This is a genomic window from Collinsella sp. LCP19S3_A7, assembly GCF_052121995.1.
Taxonomy (GTDB): Bacteria; Actinomycetota; Coriobacteriia; order Coriobacteriales; family Coriobacteriaceae; genus Collinsella.
Genome location: NZ_JBQKDE010000001.1, coordinates 110,347 through 130,672, shown reverse-complemented (window position 1 = coordinate 130,672; position 20,326 = coordinate 110,347). Strand labels below are relative to the sequence as shown.

The 20,326-nt window shown below is 60.8% G+C and carries 14 protein-coding genes and 2 tRNA genes; 1 reads left to right on the top strand and 15 read right to left on the bottom strand.

Translation table 11 applies throughout. The annotated features are described in order from the left end of the window. Positions 1-416: 416 nt before the first annotated feature. Positions 417-1,898, bottom strand: a complete 1,482-nt coding sequence (locus ACTQV3_RS00585; protein WP_441067534.1) for a glutamate synthase subunit beta — start codon at positions 1,896-1,898, stop codon at positions 417-419. A gap of 5 nt (positions 1,899-1,903) precedes the next feature. Further along, positions 1,904-6,601: a glutamate synthase large subunit gene (gene gltB / locus ACTQV3_RS00580; protein ID WP_441067536.1), complete on the bottom strand. Its 4,698-nt coding sequence runs from the start codon at positions 6,599-6,601 to the stop codon at positions 1,904-1,906. Between the two features lie 512 nt (positions 6,602-7,113). Here gltB and ACTQV3_RS00575 point away from each other — a divergent pair. Further along, on the top strand, positions 7,114-8,370 hold the full coding sequence (locus tag ACTQV3_RS00575) for an Nramp family divalent metal transporter (RefSeq protein ID WP_441067538.1): 1,257 nt from the start codon (positions 7,114-7,116) through the stop codon (positions 8,368-8,370). A 469-nt stretch (positions 8,371-8,839) separates the two neighbouring features. Here ACTQV3_RS00575 and ACTQV3_RS00570 read toward each other — a convergent pair whose 3' ends face one another. The 13 genes from ACTQV3_RS00570 to ACTQV3_RS00510 form a co-directional block, all read right to left on the bottom strand. Further along, positions 8,840-8,983: a rubredoxin-like domain-containing protein gene (locus tag ACTQV3_RS00570; protein WP_035137395.1), complete on the bottom strand. Its 144-nt coding sequence runs from the start codon at positions 8,981-8,983 to the stop codon at positions 8,840-8,842. A gap of 89 nt (positions 8,984-9,072) precedes the next feature. Next, positions 9,073-9,576: a flavin reductase family protein gene (locus ACTQV3_RS00565; protein ID WP_427717758.1), complete on the bottom strand. Its 504-nt coding sequence runs from the start codon at positions 9,574-9,576 to the stop codon at positions 9,073-9,075. A gap of 232 nt (positions 9,577-9,808) precedes the next feature. Next, positions 9,809-10,279, bottom strand: coding sequence for an SsrA-binding protein SmpB (gene smpB / locus ACTQV3_RS00560; protein WP_006235325.1), 471 nt, complete (start codon positions 10,277-10,279; stop codon positions 9,809-9,811). Then, on the bottom strand, positions 10,269-11,186 hold the full coding sequence (locus ACTQV3_RS00555) for a hypothetical protein (RefSeq protein ID WP_427727424.1): 918 nt from the start codon (positions 11,184-11,186) through the stop codon (positions 10,269-10,271). The genes smpB and ACTQV3_RS00555 overlap by 11 nt, the downstream gene beginning before the upstream one ends. A gap of 95 nt (positions 11,187-11,281) precedes the next feature. Beyond that, positions 11,282-11,358 (bottom strand) — tRNA-Glu (locus ACTQV3_RS00550). A gap of 17 nt (positions 11,359-11,375) precedes the next feature. Further along, positions 11,376-11,449, bottom strand: a tRNA-Gln gene (locus ACTQV3_RS00545). 310 nt (positions 11,450-11,759) lie between these two features. Next, positions 11,760-12,119 carry an arsenate reductase family protein gene (locus tag ACTQV3_RS00540; protein ID WP_441067540.1) on the bottom strand — a complete coding sequence of 120 codons (360 nt, stop codon included), beginning with the start codon at positions 12,117-12,119 and terminating at the stop codon, positions 11,760-11,762. Between the two features lie 315 nt (positions 12,120-12,434). After that, positions 12,435-14,570, bottom strand: a complete 2,136-nt coding sequence (locus tag ACTQV3_RS00535; RefSeq protein ID WP_441067542.1) for a ribonuclease R family protein — start codon at positions 14,568-14,570, stop codon at positions 12,435-12,437. Between the two features lie 268 nt (positions 14,571-14,838). Then, a complete protein-coding gene (ftsX, locus tag ACTQV3_RS00530) occupies positions 14,839-15,759 on the bottom strand; it encodes a permease-like cell division protein FtsX (protein WP_154515997.1) in 921 nt (306 codons plus the stop codon). Next, a complete protein-coding gene (gene ftsE / locus ACTQV3_RS00525) occupies positions 15,746-16,963 on the bottom strand; it encodes a cell division ATP-binding protein FtsE (RefSeq protein ID WP_441067544.1) in 1,218 nt (405 codons plus the stop codon). The genes ftsX and ftsE overlap by 14 nt, the downstream gene beginning before the upstream one ends. A 450-nt stretch (positions 16,964-17,413) precedes the next feature. Next, positions 17,414-18,355 (bottom strand): transketolase family protein, encoded by a 942-nt coding sequence (locus ACTQV3_RS00520; protein ID WP_441067546.1) that lies wholly within the window; start codon positions 18,353-18,355, stop codon positions 17,414-17,416. A gap of 1 nt (position 18,356) precedes the next feature. Further along, positions 18,357-19,187, bottom strand: coding sequence for a transketolase (locus ACTQV3_RS00515; RefSeq protein WP_154516003.1), 831 nt, complete (start codon positions 19,185-19,187; stop codon positions 18,357-18,359). A 207-nt stretch (positions 19,188-19,394) separates the two neighbouring features. Further along, a complete protein-coding gene (locus ACTQV3_RS00510; RefSeq protein ID WP_441067548.1) occupies positions 19,395-20,285 on the bottom strand; it encodes a YitT family protein in 891 nt (296 codons plus the stop codon). Positions 20,286-20,326 lie beyond the last annotated feature (41 nt).

Genomic DNA, 20,326 nt, shown 5'->3' with positions numbered 1-20,326 from the left:
CCTCAAACTGATAAACCTCAATTTGAGCTTACGAGGAGGGCGGGTGGTCGCCGCCATCACGGGCGAAATGGGCATCGGGCTGCAAACCAGATGCTGACCAAGCACTTGACGGGATACTTGCAGATTATACAAATTGCCACAAAATCGCAGGTAGAACTAGACGAATCACCCGCGCCGCTGTCCGCAAACAACTAAAGCCGCCACATAAACAGCAGAGCGCAACGAGCGCAAACGCCAACGGGTAGGCAGCCAAACGTCGGCAAACGAGCAAAACGCTCGCAAACCCGCAAGGAGTGTCCCCGGATGCCGGCATATAAGGAACGTCCCCAGCTGCCGGCACTTGGGGACGTTCCTTATATGCCGGCCGTTGGGGACAGCCCTTGCCGATTCGATTGTTGAGTAACTCCGTGATTGTCTTACAGCCCCAGCGCCTCGGCGACCTCGGCTGCGCAGGCGAGGGCGTCGGCCATGGCACTCACCACGAGCGAGCTGCCGTTGCGGGCATCGCCGGCCACATACACCGGCGCGGCATCCGCAGCAACGCCATCCACGCGAGCCGCAAGATGCGAGTCCTCGGAGGCCATCACGGGCAACGGACGGCCCGCCGTGGCAATAGGCACGCTAACAGCATCGAACACGCCGTGCTCCGGACCCGTAAAGCCACAGGCGATCAGCACCAGCTGGGCCGGCACCTCGTGCTCGGAGCCCGCAATGCGTTCGGGCTTGCCGGCCGACCAGTCCAGATCGACCACGCGCAGGCCCGCGGCAGCGCCCTTCTTGTCCAGCAATACCTCAAGCGTATCCACGCCCCAAGCACGCATCTCGCCGCCCATGGCAGCGATAGCCTCCTGCTGACCGTAGTCGGTCTTCTTAACGTTGGGCCACTGTGGCCAGGGGTTGCTCGCCGCACGCTTATCGGGCGCGGCCGGCAAAAACTCAAACTGACGCACACTGCGTGCACCCTGGCGCACCGCGGTACCCACGCAGTCGTTGCCGGTATCGCCGCCGCCAATGACCACAACGTCCAGGCCGCGCGCGTTCACCGCGGGCTCGTCGCCGTCGAGCACCGAGACGGTCGAAGCCGTCAGGTAGTCCACGGCATACACCACGCCCGGGGCATCCACATTCGTAGCCGAAAGACCGCGGGGCGTACGAGCACCGGCAGCCACCACAACGGCGTCAAAACCATTGAGCTTGGCCGCCACCGCAGGGTTCGTAACGTCAGTACCCAGCTCAAAGACAATGCCCAGCTCGCGCATGAGCGCCACGCGGCGCTCGACCACGGACTTCTCGAGCTTCATGTTGGGAATGCCGTACATGAGCAGACCGCCTGGGCGGTCGTCGCGCTCAAACACCGTCACGCGGGCACCGCGACGCGCAAGTTCCCATGCAGCCACCAGGCCAGCCGGGCCGGAGCCCACCACGGCGACCGAGGGCGCGTCCTCCCCTGCCGGCTCAAAGCGACGCGGGCCGCCGTTTGCCCATTCGTGGTCGCTGATCGCGCGCTCGTTATCGTGAATCGTTGTGGGCTGGCCGTCGACCGAACCCAGGTTGCACGCAGCCTCGCACAGTGCCGGGCACACGCGGCTCGTAAACTCGGGCATGGGCGAGGTGAGCGACAGGCGCTCGGCCGCCTCGTCCCAGCGACCGCGATACACCAGCTCGTTCCACTCGGGAATCAGGTTGTGCAGCGGACAGCCACTCGGACGCGCCTTGCCAAAGCTCGCACCCATCTGGCAAAACGCCACGCCGCACATCATGCAGCGGCTCGCCTGGGCGCGGCGCGTATCGTCGTCGAGCTCCACATACAGCGGATCGAAATCGCGGCTGCGCTCCTCCACGGGGCGCAGCTCGTGGGTCACGCGATCGATATCAAGAAAAGCACCGGGCTTACCCATGGCACTTACGCCTCCTTCTTGGTCGAAGCAACAGAGCTGACAGCCACGGGCGCAGTGCCCGCTGCACCGCCCGCGACATCAAAGCGAGCGACATCCGCGTTGCTCGCGCGGCCGGTCACGATGTCAAACGCCAACTCCTCGGCCTGCGCATGCGTCTTGCCCACGGCCTCGGCCGCAGCGACAATCGCCAGCACGCGCTCGTACTCGGTCGGAATGACCTTCACAAAGTGCTTGCTCATCGTCTCGAAGCTGTAGAGCAGCTTAATGCCGCGCGGGCTCTGCGTCGCGTCCACGTGCTCCTGGATGAGCGCGCGAATCTGCGCCAGCTCGACAGCCGTCGGGGCCTTGAGTTCCACGCTCTCGTGGTTCACACGGGCCTCGAGCGTGCCGTACTGGTCAAAGACATAGGCCACGCCACCCGTCATACCGGCGGCGAAGTTCTGCCCGACCTCGCCCAAGATGAGCGCCAGGCCGCCCGTCATGTACTCGCAGCCATGGTTGCCGCAGCCCTCGACCACCACGGTGGCACCGGAGTTACGCACGCCAAAGCGCTGGCCTGCCAGGCCGTTAATAAAGCCGCGGCCGCTCGTGGCACCAAAGAACGCCACGTTGCCCACGATGATGTTCTCGTCGAACTTGTAGGTCGCATGCGGGTTGGGGCGCACCGACACCTCGCCGCCCGAAAGGCCCTTGCCAAAGTAGTCGTTGGCGTCGCCGCACACGTTGAGCGTAATGCCGCGCGGCAGAAAGGCGCCAAAGCTCTGACCGGCCGAACCATCGCAATCGATGGTGATGGAGCCGGCGGGCAGACCCTCGGGATGCGCCTTGGTCACCGCATTGCCCAGGATGGTGCCCACGCAACGGTTGACGTTGGCGATATCGGCGCGGAAGCGAATCGGACGCAGGTGCGCACGGGCATCGGCCGTATAGGGCACAAACAACGTGGAGTCGAGCGTCTTGTCGAGCTCGCTGTCCGCAGCCATCTGCGGCAGGAAGTGGCGACCGTCGGCGCCCGGGATATGGGCACCGAACTCGCAGGTCGCGCTCGCCAGCACGGGCGACAGATCAAGCAGGTTGGCCTTGCGGTTGCCCGGTACCTCGATCTGGCGCAGGCACTCGGGATGGCCGACCATCTCGTCGACGGTGCGGAAGCCCAGGCTCGCCATGACCTCACGCAGCTGCTCGGCAACAAAGAGCATAAAGTGCTCAACGTGCTCGGGCTTGCCGCGGAAGCCGCGACGCAGGCGACAGTTTTGCGTGGCGATGCCGGCCGGGCAGGTGTCCTGCTGGCAGTCGCGCTGCATGAGGCAGCCCATGGAGATGAGCGGCATGGTCGCAAAGCCAAACTCCTCGGCGCCCAGCAGGCAGGCGACGGCAACATCGGTGCCGTCCATGAGCTTGCCGTCGGCCTCGAGCACCACGCGGGAGCGCAGGCCGTTTTGCAGCAACGTCTGCTGAGCCTCGGCAAGGCCGAGCTCCAGCGGCAGGCCGGCGTGCCAAATGGAATCGCGCGCCGCGGCACCCGAGCCGCCATTGTGGCCGCTGATCAAGATCTTGTCGGCGGCACCCTTGGCCACACCGGTGGCGATGGTGCCGACGCCGGCCTCGCTGACCAGCTTGACCGACACGCGCGCACCGGGGTTGGCGTTCTTAAGATCAAAGATCAGCTCTGCCAGGTCCTCGATGGAGTAGATGTCGTGGTGCGGCGGAGGCGAGATCAGGCCGATGCCGGGCGTGGACTGACGGACCTCGGCGATCCAGGGGTAGACCTTCTTACCGGGCAGGTGGCCACCCTCGCCGGGCTTGGCGCCCTGGGCCATCTTGATCTGAATCTCGAAGGCGCTGCACAGGTAGCGGCTCGTTACGCCAAAGCGCGCACTTGCCACCTGCTTGATGGCGGAGTTCTTGGAGTCACCGTTAGCCAGCGGGGTCTCGCGACGCGGATCCTCGCCGCCCTCGCCCGAGTTAGAGCGTCCATGCAGGCGGTTCATGGCGATGGCCATGCACTCGTGCGCCTCTTTGCTGATAGAACCGTACGACATGGCACCGGTGTTAAAGCGGCGGACGATGTTGCGCGCGGGCTCCACCTCGTCGAGCGAAACCGGCGTGCGGCCGTTGGCATTAAAGTCGAGCAAGTCACGCAGGCGCACGGCACGGCCGGTGCGGTGCAGGCGGGCGCTGTACTCCTTAAAGGTGTCGTAGCTGTCCTCACGACAGGCGGTCTGCAGCAAGTAGACAGTCTGCGGATCGATGAGGTGATCCTCGCCGCCGAGCGGGCGCCACTTGGTCAGACCCAGCGTGGGCAGCTGATCGGGAGCCGGGCTCTTAAGGATTGCGAGCGCGGCGTCGTAGCGCTCGTTTTGCTCGCGCTCAACGTCCTCGACACCCATACCGCCCACGCGGCTCACCGTGCCGGCGAAGTACGCGTTGACGAACTCCGGCGTAAAGCCCACGGCCTCGAAGATCTGCGCCGAATGGTAGCTCTGCACCGTGGAGATGCCCATCTTGGACATGATGGAAACGATGCCGGCGGTCGCAGCCTTATTGTAGTTGGCGATGCCCTGCTCGGCTGTCACGTCCAGATCGCCGTGCGCCGCCAAGTCGCGAATGCACGCATGCGCGTTGTACGGATAGATGCCGCTCGCGGAGTAGCCCACCAGCGCCGCAAAGTCGTGCGGAGACACGGCGTCGCCACACTCCACCACAATGTCGGCAAAGGTACGCACGCCGGCGCGGATCAGGTGGTTGTGCACGCAGCCCACGGCGAGCAGCGACGGCACGGGTACCTCGTCCGCTCCGGCGCGATCGCTCAACACCACGATGTTCACGCCGTCGCGGACCGCAGCCTCAACGTCCTCTGCAAGCTGCTTGAGCGCAGCCTGCAGCGCGCCCTCTCCGGCATCGCGGCGGTAAACGGCACGGAAACGGCAGGTCTTAAAGCCAACACGGTCAATCGCGCAAATGCGGTCGAACTCCTCCTCGCTCAGCAGCGGGCGCTCCAGACGCACCAGTTGGCAGGCCGTACGAGAGTCCTCGAGCAGGTTGCCGTGGTTGCCCAGGTAGAGCGTGGTCGAGGTGACCATATGCTCGCGCAGGGCGTCGATCGGCGGGTTCGTGACCTGGGCGAACAGTTGATAGAAGTAGTCAAAGAACGAGCGCGTCTTCTTGGACAGGCAGGCCAGCGGCGCATCGATACCCATCGAGGCGAGCGGGGCCTTGCCCTGCTGGGCCATGGGGCGCACGACCTCGTCAACATCATCCCAGTGGTAGCCGAGCTTGGCCATACGCACGGCGGCAGGCACCTCGGCATCCTCGGCGGGCGTTGCCGCGGCGGGCTTGTCGAGCGCGTCAACGGTCAGCGTCTCTTCGGCAATCCAATCGCGGTAGGGCTTTTCCTTGGCATAGCGGGCGCGCAGCTCATCATTGTAGATCACACGGCCGCGGGCAAAATCGACCTCGAGCATCTGGCCCGGTCCCAAACAACCGCTTGTCAGGATATTCTCGGGACGCACCTCGATGGTGCCCACCTCGCTTGCCAGCATAAAGCGGCCGTCGCGCGTCACGTAGTAGCGAGCCGGGCGCAGGCCGTTGCGGTCGAGGGCGGCACCCAGCGTACGGCCGTCGGTAAAGGCGATGGCCGCCGGGCCGTCCCAGGGCTCCATGAGCATGGACTGGTAGGCATCGTAGGCGCGACGCTCCTCGCTCAGGTTGTCGTTGTGGTCCCACGGCTCGGGCAGCAACATGGACGCGGCACGCGTGAGCGGACGGCCGTTCATGACCAAAAACTCGAGCACATTATCCAGAATCGCGGAGTCGGAACCCTCGCGGTTGATGATGGGCATCACACGCTCAAGATCATGCTGCAGCACGGGGCTGTACAGGTTAGGTTCGCGGGCGCGAATCCAGTTGACGTTGCCCTTGAGGGTGTTGATCTCGCCGTTGTGGATAATAAAGCGGTTGGGATGTGCGCGCTCCCAGCTAGGCGTGGTGTTGGTGGAGTAGCGCGAGTGGACGAGCGCCACGGCCGTCTTAACGGCGGCGTCGTTGAGATCGATAAAGAAGCGGCGCATCTGCGTGGCGACCAGCATGCCCTTGTACACGATGGTGCGCGAGCTCATAGAGCACACATAGAAGATCTTGTCGCGCAGGGCAAACTCGGCGTCGGCCTTCTTTTCGATGGCACGGCGGCACACGTACAGGCGACGCTCAAAGGCATCGCCGGCGGGCGTGTCGTCCGGACGGCCCAGGAAGGCCTGCAGGATGGTGGGCATGCAGGCGCGGGCCGTCTCGCCCAGATCGTGAGGGTCGACCGGCACCTCGCGCCAAAAGAGCAGCGGCACGCCGGCCTCGGCACAGCCTTCCTCAAACACGCGGCGGGCATCCTCTACGCCCTTGTCGTCCTGCGGGAAGAACAGCATGGCCACGCCATAGTCGCCCTCTGCCGGCAGAATCTGGCCGCACTTTTGAGCCTCTTTGCGGAAAAAGTGATGCGGAACCTGGAACAGGATGCCGGCGCCGTCGCCGGTATTCTTCTCGAGTCCCGTGCCACCGCGGTGCTCCAGGTTGACCAGAATGGACAGCGCATCGTCCAGAATCTGGTGGTGGCGCTCACCGTTGATATCGGCAAGCGCGCCGATGCCACATGCATCGTGGTCGAATTCGGGGCGATAAAGGCCCTGCTGCTGAGCGGAATCTGCCTGCATCGCGATCCTCCCCTAGATATTTAGACAGTCAGTTGAATAGGCATACTAGAAGCATCGCCGGCCCATTGTGTTTCCCGCCCGTTTCGAAACAATTGCGTAATGCACGCCCTACGAGTGGACACCGCCGACCTCAAGGGCAACAACAAGGGCCCAGGTTCGGCCTGTAAGCTCACCGCTTCAAACATCTCAATCTGTAACAGGAAGACCCAATTTCGACGACTAACTGTTACAGATTGAGATGTTCTCGAGAGACGGTTACGAATGTCTCAATCTGTAACATGAAGGGCCGGTTTTGGCGGTCAGCTGTTACGGATCGAGATTTTCCATAGGACCATTTCTTCCTGTCTCGATCTGTAACACCTAGGCCCAATTTCCATCCCTAGTTGTTACAGATCAAGACATTTCGGCAACCCCCTTTTACCATCACAACAATTTTGTTAGTCATGGTCAGATTTCGAGCCTAAAACGGGTATCCTTTGCGGCGTCAAACAAACGGCACGCAGGAGTGCACCATGATCGACCATATCAAACAACACTTTGGCTCCCCGCGCACCGGTGGCCACGGCGGACTCGACATCGCACGGCATATCGGCCCCGGGCTGCTCGTGACCGTCGGCTTTATCGACCCGGGCAATTGGGCCTCCAATATGGCCGCCGGCTCGCAGTTTGGCTACGCGCTGCTGTGGATCGTCACGCTGTCCACGATCATGCTCATCGTGCTGCAACACAACGCGGCTCACTTGGGCATCGCCACGGGCATGTGTCTTGCCGAGGCCACGACGCGCCACCTGCCCCGCCTCGTCGGGCGTGCGATACTCGGCAGCGCGTATCTAGCCACGGTCGCCACCGCCATGGCCGAAGTCCTGGGCGGTGCGATCGCACTTCAAATGCTCTTTGGCCTGCCCGTACGTGTCGGCTGCATCATCGTGGCGGCGGCATCGATTGTCATGCTCATGACAAGCTCCTACAAACGCGCCGAACGCTGGATCATCGCCTTCGTGGGCGTGGTGGGACTTTCGTTTTTAGCCGAGCTTCTGCTGGTAAAGGTCGACTGGCCGCAAGCCGCCACAAGCTGGATCACACCCAGTATGCCCACCGGCTCAGTCGCGATTATCGTAAGTGTCCTAGGCGCGGTCGTTATGCCCCACAACCTCTTCCTGCACTCCGAGGTCATCCAATCCATGCACTTCGAAGGCCAAGGCGAGCAGGTTATCGAAGAACGCCTGCACTACGAGCTCTTCGACACGCTCTTTTCGATGGGTGTGGGCTGGGCAATCAACTCGGCCATGGTCATCCTGGCCGCAACGACCTTCTTTGCGCACGGCATTGTCGTAGACGACCTCGCCGTCGCAGCGGCCACGCTCTCCCCCATTCTGGGCCCGGCAAGCTCGACCATCTTTGCGGTGGCACTGCTGTTTGCGGGCATATCGAGTAGCGTGACGGCGGGCATGGCGGCGGGCACCATCACCGCGGGCATATTCGACGAGGAATACGACATCCACGACCGACATTCCTCGATCGGAGTGGCGGCCTGTTTCGTCGGCGCAGTGGCGGCGTGCCTGATCGTCCCGAATCCTTTTGAGGGTCTCATTTGGAGTCAGGCACTGTTGTCGCTTCAGCTGCCGATTACGGTCTTTGTGCTCATACGACTCACCAGCTCGCCCCGCGTCATGGGCAAATACGCCAACTCGCGCCCGCTCAACGCGTTGCTCGTAGGGATCGGTGTCATCGTGACGATTCTCGACATCGTGCTGCTAACGGGGATGTAATGGGATGGCGTGACTGTCCAGATATAACGTCTCAATCTGTAACACGTGAGGCCGCTTTGAGCCCTTAGATGTTACAGATTGAGATTTTCTGAGAGATAGTTTCAGTTTGTCTCGATCTGTAACAAGTGGACCCAATTTCCGCGCCCAGATGTTACAGATCGAGATATTTCTTCAGCCCCAACCTTTTGTCTCGATCTGTAACAAGTAGAGGGGGTTTACGTGCCTAAATGTTATAGATTGAGATTTTGAGAATGATGGTTTTGGTTTGTCTCGTTCTGTAACAGGAAGACCCGTTTTGAGCCGTTAGATGTTGCAGGTTAAGACAAAAGGTCGGCCGGACTCACAACAGACAGGATCGGCTAATAGCAGCCGTGATCCCTTGGGGACGGAGGAAAAGGGCCCCGGCCGGGATATCCGACCGGGGCCCTTGGACAGAGCTATATGTTGCTGCAAGTCGTGTGTCTACGAGCTACTCCTCGACGAGCTCAAACTGATCGGGACCGACGCCACACACCGGGCACACGTAATCCTCGGGCAGCTCGGGCGTGTCGACCTCTACCTCGTAACCGCAAACGGTGCACACGAACTTGTACGTCTTCTTTTCCTCGGCCATGATGTTCTCCTCTCGAACGTGGCTGCTGATGTACTTTGCTTATTAGTATATATTCTTAATAATATAATGCAAGCGGTTTTACCGCATTTCTACCCTTGGTACGAAGACGCCTTGGGCGGCGTCTTGCCCTTCAGGACCTTATGGTAGTAATCGTAGGTGAGCGGCGTCTCGTCGCTCAGGCGCTCGGCATCCTCGACCTCGCCGATAAACAGTAGATGCGTGCCCACATCCACTGTGTCGATCAAACGGCAGCTAAACAAGGCCGCCGCATGCTCGGGAACATAGGGCATGCCCAGTGCGGTCTCGCGCGTCTCGTACTTGGCAAATTTGTCATAGTTGCTGCTGGTACGGAATCCAAAGTTACCAATGTAGGGCATATCGGCCGTCTGATCGATCACGGTCAGCGCAAAGGCCTTGGCAGACGAGATAACGCCAGACGTGACATTTTCCTTGTTCACGGCAACCGAAATGCGCGGCGGCGTGGACGTCACCTGCACCGCGGTGTTGATAATGCAGCCGGCGCGCGATCCATCTGCCGCGGCACTCACCACATACAGCCCGCAGGGCATCGTAAAGAACGCAGTTTTATCCAAAACGATCACTCCCCTAACTCGGAATTGAGCCTTGCAGACGTATATACCCACAATGAGACATATGTGTCAGAACGGTAAGAAAAATGAGCCACACGCAGTTGCGGTGAAAAAGTCCCTGTTTAAGCCTGGATACCCAACAAACAGGAACTATTCCACCGCAACTTGCGAGGAGCAGACCGGGAGTACGACAACAGTGATGGATGAACATCCCCGCCCGCCCGGATATCAACCCTTAGCGATTACGCTCCTTAAGCGCGCGATCGATTTCGCGCTGAACGTCACGTTTGGCCATGTCCTCGCGTTTGTCGTAGAGCTTTTTGCCACGGCCCAGGCCCAACAGCAGCTTAACGCGACCATCGGTATTAAAGTAGAGCTCGAGCGGCACCAGTGCATAGCCGCGGTTGCGCAGTTTGCCGTCAAGAAAATCAATCTCCTTGCGATGCAGCAGCAGACGGCGCCGGCGATCGGGATCACGGTTCCACACGCCACCGTGACTATAGGGATGGATGTGCAAACCCACCAGCCAGCACTCGCCGCCGCGAATCAGCGCAAAAGTATCGGTAATCTGACAGGCGCGCTCGCGAATCGACTTGACCTCGGTACCGCTCAACTCAATGCCGCACTCAAAGGTCTCGTCGATAAAGTATTCGTGATGCGCCGAACGATTCTTGGAGATGAGCTTGCGCTCGCGCTTACTGGGCATCGCCGGCCTCCTCGGCGTCATCGGCTTTCCCGCTCGCGGCCTCGCGTTTGGCCTTGCGCTCGGCGTTGAGCTCGGCATCGCTTTCGCGCACCAGCTTAATGATCGCCGCGCATGCCTCCTCGCCCACCAGGTCGCGGGCACGGACCGTCAGGCGTGTAGCCTCCTGCTTGTCACCGTCGCCCGCAGCGTCGGTCGCACACATAATCAGACAAATGGCAATCTCGGCCGAAGGCGAGGTCGGTACGCCCTGCAACGCCAGCTCGCCCATCACATGCTCATCACTCTCGTCGGCGGCATCCGGATAGGTGGCATGGATCTTGCTGAGCAAGCGCGTCGTATGTGAATCGCCAGGGGCCAAGCGCAGCGCCAGACGTGCGCAACCCACGGCCGCCGAGACGTTCTCGGTCTCGGGCTCCAAAAAGTACTGGCCCAAGTTGGCGTAGGCGCGGGCGGCGCACCTGCCGTCACTCGCACGCTCCAGCACCGAAAACGAAAGCGAAGCCCACTCCTGCTTGTCCTCGAGCGCACGGAACAGCTCGGCCAGATCCAGTCGGTAGTTGCAGTTCATGGGGTCCCAGCGCACGGCCTGCATCAAGGCATTGCGGGCGCTAACATAATCCTGCTGACGGATGTAGGCAAACGCCATGTCGGAGTACAGGCGATCAAAGGGCACCTCGACCTGCACCAGCTCGCGTGGATCCTTTTCCACGCGGCGGTAGGCCAGGCGCTCAAACTTGCTATCGAAGCTAAAGTACTGGCGGTTCTCCTCCGTTTTGCACTCGGCATCGATATACTCCTCGGCGAGCTCCACCAAACGCTCCAGCAGCGGCGTCGCCGTGGCCAGGTCTCCCTGCGCCAGGTAATTCTCGGCATACGTAATGTCTTGTAGGCTGATGGGCAGGTCCATAGCAACTCCTCGGTCCAGGTGAAACGCGGCTCATTCCACACATGCGGTGTATACACAAAACCCGGGTCTCTTGCGAGGCCCGGGCATTCAATTTGTGGTAGCCCGTACCAGATTCGAACTGGTGATCTCCGCCTTGAGAGGGCGGCGTCCTAAACCGCTAGACGAACGGGCCATATGTAGCAAATGCAATGGCTGGGATGGAGGGAGTCGAACCCCCATTGACGGAACCAGAATCCGCTGTCCTGCCATTAGACGACATCCCAATGATTGCATCGCTGCGCTCGGCTGTGCCTTTGCGCAAGAAAGAAATATACGGGAAGCATCGCGATGACGCAAGTCTTAATTTTGACTTTTTTAAAATTGGCCTGATTTTAGCCAACCCGTGAAGGACCTGTGAAGCGACACATCTGCCCCTTATGGACAAAGGATGGCGAAGCGATACTTCGACAAGCACGCATAGCTCTTCGGCCCGCTCGGGTGGCCGCGGTTCAAAAACTGACCGGAGCAAGTCTGTCAGCGAAAACTGTATCCCAAAATCGGCATCCAAAACGGGATACAGCTTCCCCGCAGTCGCTACAGCAACGCCTCGGTCCAAGCCGCTTCCCTAAAGCCGGGGATCGCAAAGTCATCGCCCACCAGCAGCGGGCGCTTAACCAGCATGCCGTCAGTCGCGAGTAGCTCAAAGCACTCCTGGTCCGTCATGCCAGCGTCCAGACGAGCCTTGAGCCCCAGCTCGCGATACTTCATGCCCGACGAGTTAAAAAAGCGTCGCACCGGCAATCCCGACCGCGCAACCCACGCGGAAAGCTCCTCGGCTGTTGGGTTATCCGCTACGATATCGCGATCGATATACTCAACCCCGTGCTCATCCAGCCATGCCTTAGCCTTTTTACAGGTAGAGCACTTGGGATACTCAACAAATAGCACTGCCACAGGAATCTCCTCTTCGTAAAGACGCATGTCTGGGTAAGCGCCGAAGCGTCGATGGCGCGTATCGACAGTTGACATTGTAACCGGTTGCCATAAAGAGTATCCAACGATGCCGGTAGTATCTTGGGTATCCAGACACGTCTTGCATGGGCGCCGATGGGACAAGTGGCATAACGCGCCAACGCGGCCACCAGCAGCACCAGCACGATAGCGGTGACATCGCCCGCAGCATCGAAACCCAGGTCAATAATGTCGAAGTGCCTGCCGGGAACAAAAATCTTATGCACCCGGTCGCCAACCAAGTTTTTTCTGGCCAAACTAATGGATGAGCTTAAAGTCCAAGTGCCCGCGCGTGGTATTGACACGCGAGACCTCGATAATCACGCGTTGCCCCAACTCAAAACGGCGCCCCGTGTCGGCACCCGTCAACGTGAGCGCGTCCTCGTCAAACTCGAACCACTCGCTTCCCAAACTCTTAATCGAGACCAAGCCCTCGACCTGTGTCAGGTCGAGGCGCACAAAGAGGCCCATGCTGCTGACCCACGAAATGGTTCCGGCATAGCGCTCGCCCAGACGATCCTCGTAATACTGGGCAATCTTGATCTTTTGCGTCGCATGGCTGGCGGCGTCGGCCGCACGCTCGGCATCGCTGCATGCACGGCAAATCTGCGGCAAGATGCGCGGCAGCGACTCGTGACCCCTGCCGATCAACCGCGGCGTGCGCGCCAAGGCATCCTTGCCGCCCAGCTGCTCATACGCCAGCTGCAATTTGAGCACACGATGGACAACAAGGTCCGGATAGCGTCGGATAGGGCTCGTAAAGTGGCAGTAGCACGGCGCGGCGAGCGCAAAGTGGCCCTCGTTGCGCGGCTTGTACAGCGCGCGCTGCATGCTGCGCAATAGCAACGTGTTGACAAGCGGGGCATTTGCCGTGCCAGCGGCAGCGTCAACCGCCGCCTGCAGCTCATCGGGACTTCCCAGGGCAATGCCGGCCGCGCGGCGATCGTCGATGATACCCAGCTGCGCCAGCGCCACAGCGGCCCCGTGCAAGCTGTCGGGGCTGGGATCCTCATGCACGCGATAGCATGCCTCAATATCGCGGTCTGCCAGCCACTCGGCAACGCACTCGTTGGCAAGCAGCATAGCTTCCTCGATGAGCGACGTGGCACACGAGCGCTCGCGGGCCACAATCTGCACGGGAATGCCGTCCTCGTCCAGCAAAGCGCGAATCTCCGCCGTGTCAAAGTCGACCGAGCCGCGCGCACGGCGAATGCGACGGCGTCGCTCGGCAAGCTCGTTGGCAGCGACTAGGAAATCGCTCAGATCCACGTCGTAGTCGCGGGCAGTCTCTTCGCCAGTCAAACCGCGCTCAAGCGCCTCCTCGCGCGACGCCTCGGCTGCAGCAACATCCTCGGCGGCACCTTCCAACACGGAGTACTCCACCGCACCGGCACGCACCAGCAGTGCCTCGGCACCGTCATAGTCCATGCGCACGCGCGAGCGAATCACACTGGGATACGGATCGTAGTGGCGGACGTGCCCCTGCGCATCGAGCTCGATGTCGACGGTAAACGCCAGGCGGTCCTCGTCGGGGCGCAAGGAACACAGGTCATTCGACAGGCGCTCGGGCAACATGGGGAGCACGCGATCGGCAAGGTACACCGACGTCGTGCGATGGCGAGCCTCTAGGTCGATGTGTCCGTCCCAGGCCACATAATGCGATACATCGGCGATATGGACACCCAGCTTGTAGCCGCCCTGCGTCGTGCGCTCCAAAGAGATGGCGTCGTCAAAGTCGCGCGCGTCGACCGGATCGATCGTGATGATAAAACGGTCGCGCAGATCACGGCGAAGTGGGTCCTTAAGAGCTGTCGCCACGTCGAGCGATAGCTCCTCGGCCTCGGCAAGGGCGGTCTCGGGATAACTATCGGTATAGCCGTAACGAGCCATGACATATTGAACGCCCAAGTCGGGTGCATCGTCGCCGCCAATGCGGCGCTCAAGAGTCACGGTGCCCGATTCCAAGCGTGTCGGATAGGTCAAGATGCGTGCGACAACTGCATCGCCCGGATGCACGCCCAAACGCTCCGCCGAAGTATCCTCGGGCAAAATAAAGAAATCGGCCTTGAGACGCGAATCAAGCGGCTCGATCACACCGAGGGGGCCTGCCGTCTGATACGTGCCCACCACGCTTATGGCCGCGCGCTCGACAACGCCCTCGATCACGGCACGGCGATCGCCGCGCGGTCCGGTCTTAATGCTCACGGCCACGATGTCGCCGTCCATAATCTCGCGCTTGCCGCGACCCATAACCTTATAGTCGCCATTATCGGTGACAACATAGGCGCTATGCTCATGGAGCTGCACGCGGCCCGTCAGGCTGGGACGCCGCTCGCTACGCACCGGCGCGCGCTTGTTGCGAGCGCTACGCTTATGTTTGTTATTGCGCCCCATGGCGCCTCCTTACTATCTGTTGCGGGGCCCGCAGGCGCAACCGCATCATGTCAAAACACTGTGCAGGCCTAAACCGCACGCATCAATGAGTCTACCCAATCAACAACAGGGCACGCACCTCGCGTCATGATCCCTATGTGACGGAGAAAATCGAATTATCGAGACAAGCCGAACTGCCGGTGAGCCCTTTTCCTCCGTCGCACGGGAATTAAAAAACGGGCCGCCCCAGAGCGGGACGGCCCGTTAGCAAAACTAATTCCAGCTGTGTCTACACACGCAGGTAGCGACGCATGGCAATGGCGGAACCAAAGAGACCGATGATCACGCCGACCAGGATCAGTGCGGCATACGTCACCAGATAGTATTGCATCGGCAGCGCAAACGACATCCAGCCAATGCTCTCCTGAAGACGCGGAACCAACAGGTTGCGAAGCAGCTCCAAAACACCGATGGAAAGCAGCGAGCCCAAAACGGCCTGCAGCACGCCCTCGGTGATAAACGGACCGCGAATAAAGCCATTGCTGGCGCCCACCAGGCGCATGATAGCAATCTCGCGGCGGCGAGCCGTAATCGACAGGCGAATCGTGTTGTTGATAAAGATGAACGCGATAAACGTCAGCAAACCAACAAGCACAACGGCAGCGATGCGGATGTAGTTCGTCACCTGGAACAGGCGGCTCACTTCCTCCTGACCGTACAGAACGCTCGCATCGACGTCACCGTCATCCGCGATCTTCTGGAAATCGGAGTTCTTCTTGAGCTTCTTGGCCGTGCTCTCGACCTGGGACGGATCGTCCATCTCGATCGCGAACGAAGCAGGCAGCGGATTCTGGCCGTCAAGTGCGCTCAGAGTGGCGTCGGCGTTACCCGACATCTTGCTCGTGTACTCGGCCAGCGCGTCGTCCTTGTCCTTATAGGTCACGGACTTAACGTTGTTCCACGTCTTGAGCTCACTCTCGAAAGCCTGGACGTCGGCCTGGTCGGCGTCATCGCTAATAAACGCGTTGATAACAACCTGGTCCTCAACGGTGCCGATCACGGAGTTCAGCATCGCGGAACCCATGATGAACAGGCCGATGATAAACAGCGAAAGGAAAATCGTGATGACGGCGCCGAGCGAGGTGGTCCAGTTACGGAAGAAGTGGCTCATTGCCTCTTTGAGCGAATAGCCCACGTTAGTTGGTGCCATAGTTGCCGTAACCTCCCCTCTCCTGGTCGCGGATTACGTGGCCGCCCTCGAGGGCGATCACGCGACGATGCATACTATCGACCATCTCGCGATCGTGGGTAGCCACGATCACGGTCGTGCCGGTGCGGTTAATGCGCTCGAGCAGCTTCATGATGCCGAGCGAAATTGCCGGGTCGAGGTTGCCCGTTGGCTCGTCGCAAATCAGCAGCGGCGGACGGTTGACCATGGCGCGGGCGACGGCCACGCGCTGTTGCTCGCCGCCGGAAAGCTGATCGGGCAGCGAGTCCATCTGATCGGCCAAACCGACCAGACGCAGTACCTCGGGCACCTGGCTGCGAATGACGCCCTTGGGCTTGCCTATGCACTGCAGGGCAAACGCCACGTTTTCATAGGCGGTCTTTTGCGGCAGAAGCTTAAAGTCCTGGAACACGGCGCCAATCTGGCGGCGCAGGAAGGGAACCTTGCGGTTCTTGATTTTCATGAGATCCTGACCGGCGACCAAAATGCGACCGCTCGTAGGCCTGACATCACGGTTGAGCGTGGAAAGCAGCGTGGTCTTACCCGATCCGGAATGACCGACCAAGAAGACGAACTCACCCGGATAGATCTCGATGTTGATGTCGTCGAGTGCGGGCTTGTTGGGCTGTGCCGGGTAGATCTTGGTGACATGCTCCATCAGAATGACGGGCTCGACACCGGCCTGCTTGGCCATCTTCTTGCGACTTGCCTGCGGATCGATAGGCGCGAACACCGACGTAAAATCGGGGTTGTTGAGCGCATTGTCAAGACTTGCGACCTCGGCAGCCTGATCATTCTCGACCATGGGCGCAGCGGGCTGCGTAGGATCGGGAATGCCGGCAAAGAGGCCGGACTGCGCCGGCTGCGGCGCGGGCGCAGCAGGAGCCATGGGATCGGGAATGCCCGCCATGGTCGGCTGAGGCTCGGCTGACGTCTGAGGCTGGTTCACGCGAGCAGTCACCTTTTGGACGGGCTCAAAGCCCGCAGCGGCGGAAAGCTCGACATCGCTGGTGGGATTGTAGGCAAAGGGATCGGATGCCGGCCGTGCCTGATCTGCCGGCTGTGCGGGGGCCTGGGCAATATGCTGGCCCTCTGAATCCGGAGTGGCGAAACGTGTGCCCGGGACACCTTGCCGTGTCTTGGGGGCCTCATCGCCCGCACCGGAGGTACGGAAGTGGTTACCCACTGGTGCTCCTTATCATCGTGCGTTTAAACTACATGAGCGCTTTGTATTTTAGCAGCATTAGCTTCACTGCACATAAGAAGCATGGCAGGGTTTTGGTCTCACCGGCCGCGCACAGGGCTACCTCCCAAATCGTCCTCGGACATGTCGGAGTCCCCGCTGCGCGCTTCGCGCTGCGGGGACTCCTCCGTCCTGCGGAATGATTTGGGAGGTAGCCCTGTGCGCGGCCTGCGGCTACTAAGGAATCGCCGCGTTTTTCTTGGGGTGCTGCATATACAAAGTTGGAAGGGCTGAGTTGCACTTTGCTGGTCTGGGCCCGCTTCCCGGAGGAAGCCCTTGCTTGGTGCGGGCCTGATTTGTTTGTTACCGACAAAAACAGGGGCGCCCTCTTTGGGGGCGCCCCTGTTCTGGCTTGCTTACGGTTGCCGAAGCGATACTTCGCCTCGTCTTGCCCTAGGCCAAGAACTCCTTGGTGGTTGCCACGATGTTGGCGGCATCCAGGCCGTACTTGTGCAGGAGCTCGGCGCCCGGACCGGACTCGCCAAAGGTGTCGTTGATGCCAATCTTCTTGAGCGGCGTCGGGCACTGCTCGCAGAGCACGTCGGCAACGGCGCTGCCCAGGCCACCGATTACGGAGTGCTCCTCGACGGTCACGACGTGACCGGTCTTGGCGGCGCTCTTGACGATCAGATCGGCGTCGATGGGCTTAATGGTGTGCATGTTGATGACCTCGGCGTCGATGCCCTCGGCAGCGAGCTGCTCGGCAGCCTCGAGAGCCTCGCCAACCATCAGGCCGCAGGCGATGATGGTCACATCGGCGCCCTCACGCATGACGATGCCGCGGCCCGGCTCGAACTTGTAGGTCTCGGGGTCGTTGATGACCGGCGAGGCCAAACGGGCAAAGCGCATGTACACGGGGCCGTCGCACTCGTAGGCGGCGCGGACCACGGCGCGGGCCTCCACGTCGTCGGCCGGGACAATCACGGTCATGCCAGGGATAACACGCATAAGGGCGATATCCTCGCAGCACTGGTGCGTGGCACCGTCCTCGCCCACCGAAATACCGGCGTGCGTGGCGCCGATCTTGACGTTGAGGTGCGGATAGCCGATGGAGTTACGGACCTGCTCAAAAGCGCGGCCGGCGGCAAACATGGCAAAGGTGCTCGCAAAGGCAGTACGACCGGTGGTCGCGATACCGGCGGCGACACCCATCAGGTTGCTCTCGGCAATGCCCACATCAAAGAAGCGGTCGGGGCAGGCGGCCTTAAACTTACCGGTCTGCGTTGCGGCGGCCAGGTCGGCGTCGAGGACCACAAAGTCGTCGTGCTCGGCAGCGAGCTCAACGAGGGCCTCGCCGTAGCTTACACGCGTGGCGATTTTCTTGACGTCTGCCATCCTAGAGCTCCTCTCCGGCGGCCGTGAGCTCTGCCATGGCCTGCTCAAACTGTTCATCGTTGGGGGCCTTGCCGTGCCAACCAACCTGGTTCTCCATAAAGGAAACGCCCTTGCCCTTCATGGTCTCGGCGATAATGGCGGTAGGCTGACCCTTGGTGGCGCGAGCCTCGGCAAAGGCGGCGCGAATCTGACCGAAGTCGTTGCCGTCGGCGAGCTCCACCACGTGGAACTTAAAGGCGCGGAACTTGTCGGCGAGCGGCATGGGATCGTTGACCTCCTCGACGGGACCGTCAATCTGCAGACCGTTGTGGTCAACGATCACGCAGAGGTTGTCGAGCTGCTGATTGCCGGCAAACATGGCGGCCTCCCAGACCTGGCCCTCCTCGCTCTCGCCGTCGCCCAGCAGGGCGTACGTGCGGTAAGTATCGCCCCAGTGCTTGGCGGCGACGGCCATGCCCACGGCGGCGGAGATGCCCTGGCCCAGCGAGCCGGTGGACATGTCGACGCCCGGGGTGTCGTTCATGTTGGGGTGGCCCTGCAGGTGGCTGCCGATATGGCGCAGCGTCTCGAGGTCCTCCTTGGGGAAGAATCCGCGCTCGGCGAGCACGGCGTACAGACCCGGAGCGCAATGGCCCTTGGAGAGCACAAAGCGGTCGCGGTCGGCCTTGCGAGGATCGGCCGGATCGACATTCATTTCCTCAAAGTACAGATAAGTCATGATGTCGGCAGAGCCGAGCGAACCGCCCGGATGGCCGGACTTGGCAGCGTGCACGCCGGTGACGATGCCCTTCCTTACCTCGTTGGCAACCTTTTTGAGCTCTTCGTCGCTCATTGTGCCTTCCTTTCATCCTCTTTAGACAAGATGCGCACGGCGCAGAAGGTAATCCCAACCCAGCCGCAATGCACGTGCGCCATTCATTATGCTGGAAACTGAAGGCTTTACCAGAGTTTTTATCATTATTTGAATAATTTAGCAGGCAGACCCGCTGATGAATCGGTTTATCAATGTGAATGTCTTTTGGATGGAGAGCAGTCTACCCTACGCGTTAATGTCCTTGAACCCCTCGCCGAAGGCTTCCGTAACGTCGGCGACCGTCACGATAGCTTGAGGATCGCGCTCACGCACGATGGTCTTGAGTGTATTGAGCTCGCGGCGGCTAACGATCACCATAATCACCGGCTTCTCAGCGCCCGAATACATGCCGGTCGCCTTAAATTTAGTGCAGCCGCGACCCAGGCCATACATGATATCGGCCGCGATATCGGGGAAATTCTCCGAGATGACGAGCACCATACGGCGCTTGTTGCCGCCATCGACCACAGCGTCGATCACATAGCCGCTAATTACCATCGAAAGCCCTGCATACAGCGCGTTCTCCAGAGAGAAGACGGGGGCCGATGCCGCGCATACGGCGACATCGATCGCCATGACGGTCGAACCCACCGGCAGCGAGGTGTTACGTGAGATAATCTGGCCGATGGTGTCGGAGCCGCCGGTGTTGGCGCCGGCGCGTAACACCATGCCGTAACCAATGCCCGTGATAATGCCGCCCCACATAGCGGGAAGCATCAGGTCTGCATCTGCCAGAGGCGCTACAAACGGGGCAAACAGGTCGGTAAAGAAACCCAGTAGCACAAAGCCTGTCGCCGTCTGTACCACATAGAACATGCCGCCCTCGCGCATTACGACCAGCAACAGCAAGGCATTCATCACGATGGTTTGGATACCGACGGGCAGCGACACGCCCCGCGCGGCACCGACCGCCTGGATAATAGTCGCAAGGCCCGTAACGCCACCGGCGGCAAGACCGTTGGGAATCAAAAACAGGTCGGTCGCGATGGCCGCCAAAGCGCACCCAAGCATGATCTGGGGTAGATCGCGGAAGAAGTTCATTGAAAGAATGCGCTTGATATCCAAACGATATGCCATGCTACCTCCCTCAAAAAAGCGCACCCCCTTGGGTGCGCTTT

Excerpts from the sequence above, each read along its gene's own strand:
- ACTQV3_RS00585 (WP_441067534.1), bottom strand. The coding sequence starts at position 1,898 with ATGGGTAAGCCCGGTGCTTTTCTTGATATCGATCGCGTGACCCACGAG.
- gltB (WP_441067536.1), bottom strand. The coding sequence starts at position 6,601 with ATGCAGGCAGATTCCGCTCAGCAGCAGGGCCTTTATCGCCCCGAATTC.
- ACTQV3_RS00575 (WP_441067538.1), top strand. The coding sequence starts at position 7,114 with ATGATCGACCATATCAAACAACACTTTGGCTCCCCGCGCACCGGTGGC.
- ACTQV3_RS00570 (WP_035137395.1), bottom strand. The coding sequence starts at position 8,983 with ATGGCCGAGGAAAAGAAGACGTACAAGTTCGTGTGCACCGTTTGCGGT.
- smpB (WP_006235325.1), bottom strand. The coding sequence starts at position 10,279 with ATGCCCAGTAAGCGCGAGCGCAAGCTCATCTCCAAGAATCGTTCGGCG.
- ACTQV3_RS00555 (WP_427727424.1), bottom strand. The coding sequence starts at position 11,186 with ATGGACCTGCCCATCAGCCTACAAGACATTACGTATGCCGAGAATTAC.
- ACTQV3_RS00535 (WP_441067542.1), bottom strand. The coding sequence starts at position 14,570 with ATGGGGCGCAATAACAAACATAAGCGTAGCGCTCGCAACAAGCGCGCG.
- ftsX (WP_154515997.1), bottom strand. The coding sequence starts at position 15,759 with ATGGCACCAACTAACGTGGGCTATTCGCTCAAAGAGGCAATGAGCCAC.
- ACTQV3_RS00520 (WP_441067546.1), bottom strand. The coding sequence starts at position 18,355 with ATGGCAGACGTCAAGAAAATCGCCACGCGTGTAAGCTACGGCGAGGCC.
- ACTQV3_RS00515 (WP_154516003.1), bottom strand. The coding sequence starts at position 19,187 with ATGAGCGACGAAGAGCTCAAAAAGGTTGCCAACGAGGTAAGGAAGGGC.
- ACTQV3_RS00510 (WP_441067548.1), bottom strand. The coding sequence starts at position 20,285 with ATGGCATATCGTTTGGATATCAAGCGCATTCTTTCAATGAACTTCTTC.